The organism is Desulfocastanea catecholica (assembly GCF_054657295.1).
Genome location: NZ_BAAHYZ010000011.1, coordinates 34767 through 48761, shown reverse-complemented (window position 1 = coordinate 48761; position 13995 = coordinate 34767). Strand labels below are relative to the sequence as shown.

At 52.9% G+C, this 13995-nt stretch carries 15 protein-coding genes; 9 read left to right on the top strand and 6 right to left on the bottom strand.

Annotated features, from left to right (window positions below; all coding sequences use genetic code 11):
• The first annotated feature begins 76 nt into the window (after positions 1–76).
• From lptA to ACYQ8U_RS11590, 9 genes are all read left to right on the top strand, one after another.
• Positions 77–637, top strand: a complete 561-nt coding sequence (gene lptA / locus ACYQ8U_RS11630) for a lipopolysaccharide transport periplasmic protein LptA (protein WP_459945715.1) — start codon at positions 77–79, stop codon at positions 635–637.
• Between the two features lie 35 nt (positions 638–672).
• Positions 673–1395 (top strand): LPS export ABC transporter ATP-binding protein, encoded by a 723-nt coding sequence (gene lptB, locus ACYQ8U_RS11625; protein ID WP_459945714.1) that lies wholly within the window; start codon positions 673–675, stop codon positions 1393–1395.
• Positions 1396–1401: 6 nt separating this feature from the next.
• Entirely contained in the window at positions 1402–2856 is a 1455-nt protein-coding gene (gene rpoN, locus ACYQ8U_RS11620; protein WP_459945713.1) for an RNA polymerase factor sigma-54, read from the top strand.
• An 8-nt stretch (positions 2857–2864) separates the two neighbouring features.
• The gene (locus ACYQ8U_RS11615; RefSeq protein ID WP_459945712.1) at positions 2865–3815 is read left to right on the top strand and encodes a helix-turn-helix transcriptional regulator; all 951 of its coding nucleotides are present in this window, start codon (positions 2865–2867) and stop codon (positions 3813–3815) included.
• Between the two features lie 203 nt (positions 3816–4018).
• On the top strand, positions 4019–4636 hold the full coding sequence (locus ACYQ8U_RS11610) for a hypothetical protein (protein WP_459945711.1): 618 nt from the start codon (positions 4019–4021) through the stop codon (positions 4634–4636).
• 345 nt (positions 4637–4981) lie between these two features.
• A complete protein-coding gene (locus tag ACYQ8U_RS11605) occupies positions 4982–5857 on the top strand; it encodes a TRAP transporter TatT component family protein (RefSeq protein WP_459945710.1) in 876 nt (291 codons plus the stop codon).
• 55 nt (positions 5858–5912) lie between these two features.
• A complete protein-coding gene (locus ACYQ8U_RS11600; RefSeq protein ID WP_459945709.1) occupies positions 5913–6941 on the top strand; it encodes a TRAP transporter substrate-binding protein in 1029 nt (342 codons plus the stop codon).
• Positions 6938–7468, top strand: coding sequence for a TRAP transporter small permease (locus ACYQ8U_RS11595; RefSeq protein WP_459945708.1), 531 nt, complete (start codon positions 6938–6940; stop codon positions 7466–7468). Before ACYQ8U_RS11600 ends, ACYQ8U_RS11595 begins: the two co-directional genes overlap by 4 nt.
• Positions 7465–8727 (top strand): TRAP transporter large permease, encoded by a 1263-nt coding sequence (locus ACYQ8U_RS11590; RefSeq protein WP_459945707.1) that lies wholly within the window; start codon positions 7465–7467, stop codon positions 8725–8727. Before ACYQ8U_RS11595 ends, ACYQ8U_RS11590 begins: the two co-directional genes overlap by 4 nt.
• 150 nt (positions 8728–8877) lie before the next feature.
• Here the strand turns inward: ACYQ8U_RS11590 and hpt are convergent, their stop codons facing one another.
• From hpt to thiD, 6 genes are all read right to left on the bottom strand, one after another.
• Entirely contained in the window at positions 8878–9423 is a 546-nt protein-coding gene (gene hpt / locus ACYQ8U_RS11585) for a hypoxanthine phosphoribosyltransferase (protein ID WP_459945706.1), read from the bottom strand.
• Between the two features lie 80 nt (positions 9424–9503).
• Positions 9504–10349: a pantoate--beta-alanine ligase gene (panC, locus tag ACYQ8U_RS11580; protein ID WP_459945793.1), complete on the bottom strand. Its 846-nt coding sequence runs from the start codon at positions 10347–10349 to the stop codon at positions 9504–9506.
• Between the two features lie 288 nt (positions 10350–10637).
• Positions 10638–11600, bottom strand: coding sequence for an ABC transporter substrate-binding protein (locus tag ACYQ8U_RS11575; RefSeq protein ID WP_459945705.1), 963 nt, complete (start codon positions 11598–11600; stop codon positions 10638–10640).
• Positions 11597–12349, bottom strand: coding sequence for an ABC transporter permease (locus ACYQ8U_RS11570; RefSeq protein WP_459945704.1), 753 nt, complete (start codon positions 12347–12349; stop codon positions 11597–11599). Before ACYQ8U_RS11570 ends, ACYQ8U_RS11575 begins: the two co-directional genes overlap by 4 nt.
• The gene (locus ACYQ8U_RS11565) at positions 12346–13122 is read right to left on the bottom strand and encodes an ABC transporter ATP-binding protein (protein ID WP_459945703.1); all 777 of its coding nucleotides are present in this window, start codon (positions 13120–13122) and stop codon (positions 12346–12348) included. The genes ACYQ8U_RS11570 and ACYQ8U_RS11565 overlap by 4 nt, the downstream gene beginning before the upstream one ends.
• Positions 13119–13952, bottom strand: coding sequence for a bifunctional hydroxymethylpyrimidine kinase/phosphomethylpyrimidine kinase (thiD, locus tag ACYQ8U_RS11560; RefSeq protein ID WP_459945702.1), 834 nt, complete (start codon positions 13950–13952; stop codon positions 13119–13121). Before thiD ends, ACYQ8U_RS11565 begins: the two co-directional genes overlap by 4 nt.
• Positions 13953–13995: the final 43 nt, after the last annotated feature.

The window sequence follows — 13995 nt, the reverse complement described above, 5'->3', positions numbered from 1 at the left end:
ACGCTACGATGGGCTCGGTGCGGTGGCAGGCCCCTGTATATATCCGAGTATATCATTTTATTTGTGGAGAGTCCTGATGAAACTTATCAAATGTTCTTCTATCATATTCAACAGTTGTCTGTCTCTAGTCCTGTTGTTTTTTTATCCGGTGGCCCTGGTCGCAGAGGATGCGCCCATTCATATTGAGGCAAACAGCATGACCTCGACGGAACAGACCAGTTCGGTCGTTTTCATCGGTGAAGTCGATGCCAGGCAGGCCGACGTCAGAATCCGCTCCGATGAAATGACGGTCTACTACACCGAGCTGGAAAAGGATGAAACGGGCAAAGATACTGAAAAAACAGCATCTCAGCAGGTAGAAAAACTTGTCTGTCTCGGCAACGTGGAAATCACCAAGGGAGAATGGTTGGGGACCTCGCAAAAAATGACCTATCTCTCCAAAGAGAGACAGGTTATACTCACCGGAGACGCCAAGGCGTGGCAGAACCAGAATATGGTCAGCGGCGAGAAGATCATCTATTATCTCGATGAAGGCCGCTCGGAAGTCAGCGGTGACAAACCGGCTATGACCACCGGCGGCACAGCGGCAGGCGAAAAAAAACCGTCACGGGTCAATATGACCATCCGCCAGAAATAACACGCAGCCGGCAGGCTGTCCGAACACACACCACCATGTCGACACTTGAAACACAAAATATTGTCAAACGCTACGGCGCCCGAACGGTGGTGGACGGCGTCAGCCTCCAGGTGCAGACCGGTTCCGTCGTCGGCCTGCTTGGCCCAAACGGCGCCGGGAAGACGACGACCTTTTATTCCATCGCCGGCTTCATCCGTCCCGATAAAGGCAACATCGTCTATGGTGGAGAGGTGATAACCAACCTGCCCATCCACAAAAGGGCCCTGAAGGGGATTACCTACCTGGCCCAGGAACCTTCGGTGTTCAAAAAGCTGACGGTGGAGGAAAACGTTCGGATCATCCTTGAACCGCTGGGACTGTCGAAAAACGAAATTAACAACCGAATCGACGAGTTGATGGCCGACCTGAACATTGAATATCTCCGAAACAACAAAGGCCATGCTCTGTCCGGAGGGGAACGGCGCCGGGTGGAAATCATGCGCGCCCTGTCCACCCGGCCAAAATTTATTCTGCTGGACGAACCTTTTGCCGGTATCGACCCGCTGGCGGTGCACGATCTGCAGAAAATAATCTTTAATCTCAAAGCAAAGGGACTAGGGGTTTTAATCTCCGACCACAATGTAAGAGAAACTTTACAAGTTTGTGATTTTGCCTATATTATGAATTCTGGACAAGTTCTCACCAGTGGAGTCGCCGACGACATTATTGAGAGTGAAGTTGCACGAAAAATGTATCTCGGTGAAAATTTTCACATGTGATTTTCTATGGCCCTCGAACTCAGACAACAGCTCAAGCTTTCGCAGAAACTGGTTATGACGCAGCAGTTGCGTCAGGCCATAAAACTACTTCAGCTGAACAGGCTTGAACTTTCTGACGCCCTGCAGGCGGAAATTGAGCAAAACCCGGCACTTGAGGAGGATTTCTCACCGCCGGAGGTCATCGACAACCCGATGTCGCTCTCTTCAACGGTGGAAGATACCGGCATCCGGCCGGAATCCGAGGTAACCGAACGGTTGAAGGTCGATGACAACCTGGTCGAGACCAACTGGGATGATTACGCCAACAATTTTGATTCCAACTTTTCCTTCTCCCACGAAACCCCTGCCGCCGATGCCCCGTCGCAGTTTGAATTCATCTCGGAAAAACCCGGTCTGCTGGCCTATCTGCAATGGCAGCTCGCCCACAGCGAACTCGACGAGAAGGAGTGGGAAATAGCGCTGTTCTTTATCGGCAACCTGAACAGATACGGTTTCCTTGAGGTCGATATTGCCAGGGTTGTCGAAGAAACCGGCTGCGAACCGGACGATGCGGAGTACATCCTCGAAGTGATTCAGGAACTTGATCCACCCGGTATTGCCGCACGGAATGTCAGCGAGTCGCTCTATCTTCAGCTCGAACGCCTGGGAAAAGGTAAATCCCTCGCCGCGGAAATCGTCCGCGACCACCTGCCGCTTCTTGAGACCCGCAACTACAAAGCACTCTCCCGGGCAACCGGCCGGAAAAAACCGGAAATTGAACGGGCCATCAACTTCATTGTCAGCGAGTTGACCCCTTTTCCCGGACTGTCCTATGCCACCGAAGAGACCAACTATGTCGTTCCCGATGTCTATGTGCGAAAATTTGACGGCGAATATGTTATTCGCCTCAATGACGACGACCTGCCGCAGCTGAAACTGTCGTCGCTGTACCAGGATCTGCTGCAAAACGATAAAACGCTGGAGAAAGAGTCACGCCAGTACATCAGCGAAAAACTGAAAAATGCCGACTGGTTTATCAAATCCCTCTACCAGCGGCAACGGACCATCGTCAAGGTCATGGAGTCCATCCTGCGCTTCCAGATGGATTTTTTCGAACGGGGCGCCCAGTACCTGAAACCGCTCATCTTAAAAGACGTCGCCGAAGATATCGAGATGCATGAGTCAACGGTCAGCCGTGTCACGTCCAATAAATATGTCCATACGCCCCGGGGCATCTTCGAACTGAAGTACTTTTTTTCGACGGCCATACCTCGGGAAGGCGAAGACGACATGGCCTCCGAGTCGATCAAGACCATTATCAGAAAGATGATTCAGGAGGAAGACAAGGACGCCCCGCTCAGCGATAACGCCATCTCGGAGCAACTTGCCGAGCGGAATATCAAAATTGCCCGGCGAACTGTCGCCAAGTACCGAGAACAACTGAAGATCCTTCCGGTGAAACACCGTCGCCATGCCAAGTAAGGCCTGCCATGAGTGTTCTTGAGCGAGTTTTTTATTTCCACCGGGAGATTCTTACAGGGCGCTACCCGAACTCGAGGACCCTGGCCGATCATTTCGAGATGTCGACGGCAACCGCAAAGCGCGACATCAACTATCTCCGCGATCGACTCTGTGCTCCGCTGGCTTTCAACGCAAAAAAAAACGGCTTCTACTATCGCGATGGCTTTCAGCTGCCTTTTGAAGAGAGTCCACGCATTATTTTTCTTCTGGCCATGCTCGGTAAACTGGCCAATGAGGCCGGTCTTGGTGCGTTGCAGGAGGTCAAACAGCTGGAGCAACGGCTGTCGACGATGATTTCCGCCGATTATCGTACGGTTGTTGACGCCCTGCATTGTCTGTGGATCGAGATCGAATCGATTGATCACCGCATTTTCGAGATCATCATCGAAGCCGTCGTCAAGAAGCGGCTGCTGGTTCTGCAGTACCGCTCCATCGGCGGAGAAACCAGCACGCGAAACGTTGCCCCTTTGCAGATCATCAACTACCAGGGCCGCTGGTATGTCTCTGCCTTTTGCTTCCTGCGCCAGGAAAACCGCCTTTTTCATATTGGCCGAATAGAGCGGGCCGAACTGAGCGATACGCACATTCCCGAGGGTATTTCTCGTGACTGGACGACACTTGGCCTGTCGTTTGGCATTTTCCAGGGAAAGGCAAAGTATACCGCCGAAATTCTCTTTACCTCGACAGCCGCCGAACTGGTAAAAAACCAGCGCTGGCACAAGGAGCAGGAGACGGAGCTGCTGGAAGAAGGCCTGCTGTTACGGCTTCCGGTCAGCGATGACCGTGAGCTGGTCATGAAGATCCTGCAGTATGGGGCCATGGCCCAGGTGCTCTCGCCGCCCGCACTGATCAAACGGCTGCAGGATGAAATTACCGCCATGGCCGAAAACTATCAGGAGACCGAAAAGAGTTGCGCCTGATCTTGCCGAAATAACAGCTCTTCTTAAGAAAAAACCAGAAAATGATTGCAAAATAACCTACAAGGCTGCAAAAAAAGTAAAAAGAGTCATTAAACTATGTTAGTATTTGACCTTGGTGTACCAATGGAATAGATGTTAGTCTTTGTTATCTCAGGGAAAATGGTATCCCGCCAGACATCAATTTTTTAATAGGAGAAAAATCAATGAAGTACGCTTTTATTGTTCTAATTGCCCTCTATCTTGTTATTTATGGCTGCAGTCCCGACAGCCCGGAGAAGGCCACGGAAAGCCACGAACAGACAACCCCTGCGGCCGTGGAACATGCTCCGCAAAGTGAAATGGTGGCCGTCCCCGACCAGCCACAGGAGACGGTTGCCCCTGCCCCTGCTGAACAGCATGCAGCTGTCCCCGCAGAACCTGCAGCAGGTGTTGAAGCCACGCAGCAACCGGCTGAAGTTGTTGAGCAACCGGCTGAAGTTGTTGAGCAACCGGCTGAAGTTGTCGAGCAAGCCCCTGGCGAGCCGGCTATTGAAGCCGAACAGGTGGTTATGCCTTGTGGAAAAATGATGGCCTTGAAGGATATTCCGGAAAATGCACCCTGCCTGAAACCACATTGGCAGGCCACGCCAGGTGCAACCGAACCCACCGAAAAAACACAAGATCTCGCTGCCGCCCTGCAGAGAATGATCGACACCACCAATGACATGGTGCTGGCAACCAAACAGCTGGTCAACGCTACCCAGCAACTGCTCAATGCCGAAAAAGCAACACAGCAAAGCACAGAGGTTCCGCAAGAGACACCGCCAGCAAAACAGCAATAAAGCATGTCCGCTTGAGCCCCTGACTGTCGTTGCCGCACAGTCAGGGGCTTTTTTTCGCTCTCGGCCTGCTCATATTATCGTTGCCAAACAACAATATGACAATTACCATTTCCTGATGGCGTCGTAAAAACTCTTCATCTGCGTTGTTGCCACAAAATTTATATCATTACGACGTACTCTAGTACGCCGAAATAATATAAATTTTGCGCGCCTAGCATATGAAGTTTTTTACTTAGCCATCCGAAGATTTAGGTTTTTACGAGTTTGTCATTTCCTATTAAATTGGTGCGAGACGCCTCGCGTCCCGCAACCAGTGTAACGTCACCTTTATCAACCGGATCGTCCATGCCAAGAAGACTCGTTTCACGGCCACTGTATCTGACACTTTATCTTATTATGCTCTTTTCCTGTGTCTCTCTTTCTTCCTGTTCGAGTCTGATAACATCGTTCATGCGACCGACCATCGGTAACCTGCAGCAGCAGACCGACGTGGCTCTGGTTTGCCAGGGTGCCCCGGCCTATCTGCTGATGATCGACAGCATGCTGGTCTCTTCGCCGAACAATCATGCCCTGCTCCAGGCAGGCGCGCAATCCTACAGTGCCTACGCCATGACCCTCGAGGAATGCGGCGAAGTCGACGACAAGAGAATAGTGCCAATCGCCGACAAGGCGAAACTCTATGGACTGCGCCTGCTCCGTCGTTATCTGCCGTTAACCGACGAGCAGGACTATGCAGCCTTCGACCGCAAACTGGCCAGGCTTGACCGGGGGGATGTGCCGGACATCTTCTGGGGCACCTTCGGCTGGCTGACCTGGGTGAAAAATCAGCAGGGCTCCCCGGATGCACTGGCCGATATTTATCTCATCGAGAAAATAATGGCCAGGCTTCTGGAAATCGACGAATCATACCAGGGGGGCTCTATCCATCTCTTTTTCGGCAGTTTTTACGCGGCAAAGCCGGCCATGCTCGGCGGCAGACCGGATCTCAGTAAAATGCATTTCGAAAAAGCGCTGCAACTGGCCGGGCGCAGATTTCTCATGACCCAGACAACCTATGCCGAAACTCTGGCCAGAACGACTCTGGATCAGCAGCTGCATGACCGATTGCTCAACGAGGTCCTCGCCTTCCCGCAGGACAGTGCGCCGGAATACGGTCTCAGCAACCAGATTGCCGTGAGCAAGGCAAAACGCCTGCTCGATGACAACTATTTTGGGGAATAAGCTGCCTTTTATTGCTCCTCAACCTCTGCAATATGTTCCACATGGAGAAAAGACCATGCGACACCGTGCATCCCTGATTGCAACCGTACTCCTGCTCCTCTTGTTCAGCACCAGCCGGCTGCACGCCGCACCGAAATATCTCTTCAAAATCGCCAGTCTCGCTCCGGCCGGTTCGGTCTGGATTGAGCAGTTCGACAACTTTGCCAAGGAAGTCGGCGAAAAGACCGGCGGGGAAGTCGGCTTTCGTATCTACCCGGGCGGGGTTATGGGCGATGACCAGTCGATGTACCGAAAAATGCGGGTCGGCCAGCTGCATGGCGGTGGCTTTACCATGACCGGGATCGCCACGGTCGTCCCGGATTTCCGGGTGCTCTCCATCCCCTTCCTCTTCGAGTCCTATGCCGAGGTGGACGCGGTGACAAAAGGATTGCTCCCCATCTTTAAGGAACGCTTTCATGACAAAGGGCTGGAATTTATCGCCATGACCGAAGTCGGCTTTGTCTATGCCATGTCCACCAAGCCGATCGCCACTTTTGCAAGTTTCAAAAATTCTAAAAACTGGAGCCCCTCAGGCGATCCGATTTCCGAGGCATACTTTTCCGCCCTCGGTATCTCACCGGTGCAGCTGTCGATCCCCGATGTTCTTACCTCGCTGCAGAGCGGTCTGGTCGAAACGGTGTACAACTCACTCTACGGTTCTATTATCCTGCAGTGGTTCACCAAAGCTCGTTATATAGCCGATGTCCCCTATGGCTACGCCTACGGCGTCCTTGCCCTCGACGCCGCCAGGTTTGCCAAACTTCCGGCGACGCACCGGCAGGCCATCGAGACGGCGGCGCAGACCCATTTCCCGGTTCTGCTGGAAAAAACCAGGGAAAGCAACAGCGACTCCCGCCGGGTACTGGCAACGCGGGGCGCTGAATTCCTGAAAATTGATAAGGAAACACTGACGATATTGCGCCAAAAGAGTGAGCAGGCCGTCCAGACACTCATGCCGGGCTCGTTTTCCAAAGCTATCTATGACCAGCTTCTTGCCCTGCGTCAGGAATTTCGCGACAAAAAGACTGCGGAGCCGGCGAATTGACGGAAATAACGCCACTTGCCGAGTCGCATCCGCTATTACGCCGGCTCGAAAAAGGTGAGCGGATGCTTCTCTGCCTGCTGCTCACGGCGATGATTATTCTCGTCTGTGTGCAGATAATCCTGCGAACCTTTTTTGCCAGCGGGTTGCTCTGGGCGGATCCTCTGCTGCGCTACCTGGTGCTCTGGTGTGGACTTATCGGCGCGGTTTCCGCCACCAGCCAGGGCAAGCACATTGCCCTGGACATTACCGGCAACGCCCTGCCGAAAAAAATTGAGCCATGGCTCACCTGTATCACCCACCTGTTCTGCACCCTTGCCGCCAGCGGTCTGACCTGGGCCGCATATCGCTTTCTGCGCGGTGAAATCGAGTTCGGCGGCTCCGGCCCGCTGTCGCTGCCGCTGTGGTTCTGGAACGGTATCTTTCCCCTGGCTTTCGGCCTCATCACCCTGAAATATTTCCTGCTGCTCGTACTGCAGGTGAAGGCTCTTTTCCGCCCAGGACCAGAGGAAGGCAGCGACCGTCGATGAATACACTGAAAATTGTCATCCTCATTCTGGCGCTGTTCCGGTCGCCGCTTTTTCTGGTTATCGGCGCCTTGGCCCTGGTTTCCTTCTATTCGGCGGATATTGATATCTCCGTGGTTATCATCGAGATGGCCCGACTGGCCGACACCCCGCTGCTGGTCTCCCTGCCGCTGTTTATTTTTGCCGGCATTCTGCTCTCGGAGAGCCAGGCCCCCAGTCGTATGCTGCGGTTTTCCCAGATTTTTCTTGGCTGGCTGCCGGGCGGCCTGGCCGTTATCACCCTTATCGTCTGCGCTATTTTCACCGCCTTTACCGGTGCTTCGGGGGTGACCATCTTTGCCCTCGGCGGCCTGCTGCTCCCGGCCCTGCTGAAAGACGGCTACGGGGACAAGTTTTCCATGGGCCTTATCACCTCTTCGGGCAGCCTCGGCCTGCTCTTTCCGCCCAGTTTGCCGCTGATCCTCTACGGTGTCATCGCCGAGGAACGAATCGACCATCTCTTTCTGGCGGGCATTCTGCCGGGTATTTTGATGCTTTTGCTGCTCATCGGTTACGCGGTGGCGAAAAGCCCGCCGCGTAGGAAAAGAGCAGGTTACAGTGCTGTAGAAATCCGTCAGGGGCTGCGGGAAATTGGTTGGGAACTGCCCTTGCCGGTTATTCTGCTGGGAGGGATCTATGGGGGGATTTTTGTCCCCGGAGAGGCGGCTGCGGTCACCGCCCTGTATGTACTGGTGGTCGAGGTGGCCATTCACCGGGACATATCACTTGGCCAGCTGCCGGCCATCATGAGCAAATCCATGGTGCTGTTCGGCGGCATACTGGTCATCCTGGCAACCTCCATGGCCTCGACCAACTACCTGATCGACCAGCAGATACCGTCGCGGCTGTTCGAGTTTATGCAAAACTATATCGACAACAAATACACCTTCCTGCTGTTGTTGAATGTCTTTCTGCTCCTGGTCGGCGCCATGCTGGACATCTTCGCCGCCCTGGTGCTGATCGTGCCGCTGATCCTGCCGATCGCCACCGGCTATGGCATCGACCCCATCCATCTGGGCATTATCTTTCTCACCAACCTGCAGATCGGTTACTGCACCCCGCCGGTGGGCCTGAACCTCTTTCTCGCCTCCTACCGCTTTGAACGGCCGGTGACCGAGCTCTACCGCGCCACCCTGCCGTTTCTCGGTTTGCTGCTGGTCACCCTGGTAATCATCACCTATTTTCCGTGGCTAAGCAGCGCCCTGATCCACTTACTGGGCTAGGAGGCTGTCCGAGAATGCCTTTTTTCCCCAACTCTTCGTTTTTTGGAAAAAAATAATGCTCGGAATATCAAACATATGCCTGCACTTATTTTTTCAAAACGCCTCGATTTGAGAAAAAATGCCTATTCTCGGACAGCCTCCTGAGAAACTTTATTTGTCAGAGCCAAGCTGCAAAACTCCGACATAGGGCAGATGGCGATAGCCCTGGGCATAGTCAAGGCCGTAACCGACGGCAAACTCGTTGGGAATATCCACGCCGCAGAAATCAATGTCGATATCGGCGATTCGGGCCGCGGGCTTGTTGAGAAAGGTGCAGACTTTCAGGGAGCGGGGATTGCGGTTACGCATCATGCGGATAACTTTACTGAAGGTTCTGCCAGTATCGACGATATCTTCCACCAGCAGGACATCGCGGCCCTCGATAGATGAGTCGAGATCCATAACAACCTTGACATCGCCGCTGCTGATGGTGCCGTCGCCGTAACTGGACAGGGTCATGAAGTCAACGACCAGAGGAATTTTGATCTGCCGCACTAGGTCGGCCATGAAGATAAACGATCCGCGCAGCAGGCCGATAACCATCAGCTCTCTTTCAAGCTGGCCATAATGGGCGGTTATCTCGGCGCCAAGCCGCTGCACGGTCTTTTTCACCTGCTCTTCCGAGACGAGTGTTTTGGTGATTTGATGATTTTTCAAAATATTTTGCTGTTTCCTTGTGTTAAGATGCAGTCGAAGCAGACACCGCGCAGGGCATAGAACGCATTAAAGCCGAATGCTTACGGCTGCAGAATGGTATTATCGATGAGCCGGATTTTTTCCAGCGCCACGGCCAGGGCCATGAGCGTTCTGCCTTCTATCGACTCGACCGGATCAAGGCTTACCGGATCACAGATGGAAATATAATCGACTTTTATTGTCGGGAATGCCGAGAACATCTCAAGCGCCCGGTCCGTGATCACCTGCGCATCGACGATGCCGTCCTGCACCATTTTTCGCGAGTTTTCCAGCACCCGGGATAAACTCAAGGCCGCCGGTCGCATATACTCCTTTAAGTAAGCATTCCTCGAACTCATGGCCAGCCCATCCGCCTCCCGGATAATCGGTCCGCCGACAATCTCGATGGCAAACTTGAGATCCCGGACCATCTGCCTGATGATCGCCAGCTGCTGAAAATCCTTTTCACCAAATATTGCCACGTGGGGTTTGACAATATTGAAGAGCTGCGTCACCACCGTCGTGACACCTCGAAAAAATACCGGCCGTGACAGACCGCACAGATGCTGCGGCAGTTTTTCCAGCTGCACATAGGTCTGATACCCCTCTTGATAGAGCGCCTGGTCATTTGGCACAAAGACCGCATCCACGCCTTCTTTTTCCGCCTTGTCCAGATCGTCCTGCAGAGAACGGGGGTAGGAACTCAGGTCTTCATTCGGTCCGAACTGGGCAGGATTGACAAAAATACTGAGAACCAGATCGTCGGCCTTTTGTTTGCCGATGCGCAACAGCGACAGGTGCCCTTCATGCAGATAGCCCATGGTCGGCACAAAGGCCGTGGTTTTACCCGAGCGTCTCAGCTGGTCCGCCCGCGCCTGCATCTCCTCTACGGAATTAATGATCTTGATAACGCCACCTCATTCAATATACAAATTGATAAAGGTTCACCAGCAGCGAATCTGCGCTGTCATCGGCACTGGTAAACGTGTACGGTTCAAAGGATAAAAATTTTTCCGCCGCAGAGAATGCACGCCATGGTGCAAAATCTGTACCGCACAAGAATATCAAGCTCCCAGGAGGATAACAACTGAAAAGTTCTCTCCGGCTCCGCTTGTTTTAGCCCGCAAGACTATACCATATGCCATCTCTTCGGCATTATGGCTGTCGGGAGATGATTATGGGTAAGGGACAAGCTCCTAGCGGAGCTCGACTGCCCAGGCCTCAAGTGGCGGGACATTTTTTACCGTCCCCTGCTTCTGCAAAAACTCGGCAAACCGGCGATAGCGTTGTTGATCCAAGGCCCCGGGCCGCAGGGCAAAACGCGGCAAGGTATCTTTCCAGGCCCGCCGGTTTAATGCATCGTCGAGATTTTTCCGCTCTCCTTTGATGAAGAGTTGCCAGCTTTCGTCCGGGTGGTTGACCAGATACTGCACACCCTCTTCAAGTGCATCGACAAATCGGCGTAATTTTGCATCCTTTACCTGCTCTGCATTGGCGACCAGTATCAATTCATCGTAGGCGGGGATACCATTTTCTTCGACATAAAAAGCCCGACCGGGACGTTTTTCAATATCCATCTGGTTCAGCTCAAAATTTCTGAAGGCGCCGATCACCGCATCGGCTTGTCCAGTAAAAAGTGCGGGAGACAAAGAAAAATTGACATTGACAAGCTTGACATCTTCGAGACCGAGACCTGCTTTTTCCAGCATCACCTTAAGCAGTACGGTTTCAAAGCCGCCAACAGAATAGCCAATGGTTTTTCCTTTAAGATCGGCTAAAGATGTAATCGGCCCATCGGCCAACACGACCAGGGAATTAAGCGGGGTGGCAATTAAGGTGGCGATCCTCACCAGGGGCAGTCCCTGATCGATCTGCATTTGATGCTGATGCTGGTACGATACTGCCATATCCGCTTTTCCCGCCGCCACCAGTTTGGGCGGATCATTGGGATTGGAAGGCGCAATAATTTCCACATCCAGGCCATGAGCCGCAAAATAGCCTTTCTCCAGGGCGACGAACAAAGGAGCGTGGTCAGGATTAACGAACCAGTCCAATAAAACCGTCACTTTTTCCTGTGCCGGAGCGGCGATGGCCGCGCCACCCAAGGCCATCAGCAAGGGGATCGATACCAGCAGTATTTGCATGCACATTTTTTTCATCGTGTAATTCCTTGTTTATTTTCCCAGAAAATGAGCTTCCCCAGTACAAAATCAATGAAGAAATAGAGAAGTAACGAAACAGCCGAAAGGACTGTCAGCGCGGCAAACATCACATCAATCTGCATGCGCGCGTTGGCATGCAGCATATAAAATCCCAGGCCGGCACTCGAGCCAACCCATTCCCCGACCACCGCTCCAATTGGCGCCACCGCGGTTGCAACGCGTAAGCCCGAGGCGAATGCCGGCAGAGCCGATGGAATAATGATATAGCGCATTATTGACAATGGTCTCCCGTCCATGATACGCGCCAACTCCAGCAGTTGCGGCTCGGTTCGTTGCATGCCATAGTAAAAAGAAGAGGTTACCGGGAAATAGATAATGAGCACCGCCATGGCCACTTTCGACGCCATGCCATAGCCGAACCAAAGAACGAGAATTGGCGCGAGGGCAAAAACGGGAATTGCCTGACTGATCACCAGAACCGGCAGCATCCACCGCTTCAGCAAAGGCGAAAGAGTCATGATGAGCGCCGTGGTCACCCCAAAAAAGCTGCCGAGGAGTATACCGAGGAGTATTTCCGTTAAGGTCGTCTGCAGGTGTTTCAGCAAAGTTGCGCTGTTATTGATGATGGCATGAAAGACGGGCACCGGTCCGGGCAGGATGTAATGTGGCGCACCTGTAACAAAGACCACCAGCTGCCAGATGAGCAGCAAGCCGCAGGCGAGGAGTATCAGCCTGATCACTTTCAAACGGGACTCTCATCCATCAGCTGACCAAGCAACACGCTGAAGTGGGCCTGAATTTCCGGATCGTCAACATCTCGCGGTGGAGTTCCGGCAAGAGCGACAATACTTTTCACCCGGGTCGGCCTGTTCGACAGAACCAAAACTTTATGGCCCATCCGTAAGGCCTCCATCGGATCATGGGTTACCAGCAGTACGGTTGACTTACCGGTAAGCTTGGCGGAGAGATTCTGCAATTTCATCCTGGCAAGGGCATCCAGAGCAGAAAAAGGTTCATCCATCAGCAGCACCGGCCGTTCTTCCATCAGCGTACGCAATAATGCACCTCTTTGGCGCATGCCTCCGGAAAGAGTTGCCGGCAAGGCGTCCGCGTATTCTGCAAGCCCCGCCTCCCTGAGAAGCGCACGGGCCTTTGCCCGGTGAAGGCTCGATTCGACATTGCGCAACTTTGCGCCAAGCAAAATATTATCGAGGAGCGACAACCACGGCAGTAACAAATCATTCTGGCTCATCCAGGCAATTTTGCCACCTCCCGCGGTGTGGGACTCAATTCGAATAGTACCCTGATAGACAAGAGTCGTCGTGTGGGAGATCATTCGCAGCAAGGTCGATTTACCACAACCGCTGGGCCCGAGGATACAGGTGCACCGGCCACCGTCAATGGTCATGGACAGCTTGTCGAACAGTGGTTTGTCACCTAACGAAAGAGAGACATTGGTAAAATTAATTGACGGGGCCTCTTCCGATTCTGCAGTTGTTTCCAGCCGGTCCTCCGTCACTGCAGTATATGCTCAAATGCATAGAAATGATGAACCGGTCCATGTCCCTTGCCAAGCGAATAGTCGGCACCGGCAGCGATAGCACCGGTGATATACTCTTTTGCCAGACGAACAGCTTTCGCCATATCGTACCCTTTGGCAATCCCCGAGGCGATGGCCGAGGATAATGTGCACCCGGTTCCGTGATTGTTGCGAGTCTCTATCCGTACGGCGGGCAGAAAAATCATCTCATCGGCCTTGCCCAGATAAAGACAGTCATCACTCACTTCCCCCTGAAGATGCCCCCCTTTTATTAATACATTAGTGCATCCTAAACGACACAGTTCTCTCGCCGCGTCAGCTACCATATCTAAAGTGGTTATTTCCCGGTCAAGAAGGACCGAGGCTTCCGGCAGATTGGGGGTGATGAGTTCTGCCATCGGAATCAATCGCTTTTTCAGGGCATCAATGGCTTCATCCTGTAAGAGTTTATCGCCGCTTTGCGCTATCATCACCGGATCTACTATGATATTCGCCACATGAAACCTCTGCAGCTGCTCGGCAACCGTCGCAATCAACTCCGGTGAAAAGAGCATACCGATTTTCACCGCGTCAGTGCCGATATCCGACAATACCGCCTCCATCTGCAGGCGCACAAAATCAATCGGTACGCCATGAATTCCACTGACGCCAACGGTATTTTGCGCAGTGAGCGCGGTTATCACACTCATGCCGTAACAACCGTTCGCCGCAATGGTTTTAAGATCCGCCTGTATTCCCGCACCGCCGCCACTATCAGATCCGGCTATGGTTAATACCCGATAATATTTTTTTTTGGTATCTGTCAGCATATTCTTCCTCTATCAATAAAGTTAATAATCGACTCTTTTTCGG

Coding starts and splice junctions, on each gene's coding strand:
- lptA (WP_459945715.1), top strand. CDS start 77: ATGAAACTTATCAAATGTTCTTCTATCATATTCAACAGTTGTCTGTCT.
- lptB (WP_459945714.1), top strand. CDS start 673: ATGTCGACACTTGAAACACAAAATATTGTCAAACGCTACGGCGCCCGA.
- rpoN (WP_459945713.1), top strand. CDS start 1,402: ATGGCCCTCGAACTCAGACAACAGCTCAAGCTTTCGCAGAAACTGGTT.
- ACYQ8U_RS11615 (WP_459945712.1), top strand. CDS start 2,865: ATGAGTGTTCTTGAGCGAGTTTTTTATTTCCACCGGGAGATTCTTACA.
- ACYQ8U_RS11610 (WP_459945711.1), top strand. CDS start 4,019: ATGAAGTACGCTTTTATTGTTCTAATTGCCCTCTATCTTGTTATTTAT.
- ACYQ8U_RS11605 (WP_459945710.1), top strand. CDS start 4,982: ATGCCAAGAAGACTCGTTTCACGGCCACTGTATCTGACACTTTATCTT.
- ACYQ8U_RS11600 (WP_459945709.1), top strand. CDS start 5,913: ATGCGACACCGTGCATCCCTGATTGCAACCGTACTCCTGCTCCTCTTG.
- ACYQ8U_RS11590 (WP_459945707.1), top strand. CDS start 7,465: ATGAATACACTGAAAATTGTCATCCTCATTCTGGCGCTGTTCCGGTCG.
- ACYQ8U_RS11575 (WP_459945705.1), bottom strand. CDS start 11,600: ATGAAAAAAATGTGCATGCAAATACTGCTGGTATCGATCCCCTTGCTG.
- thiD (WP_459945702.1), bottom strand. CDS start 13,952: ATGCTGACAGATACCAAAAAAAAATATTATCGGGTATTAACCATAGCC.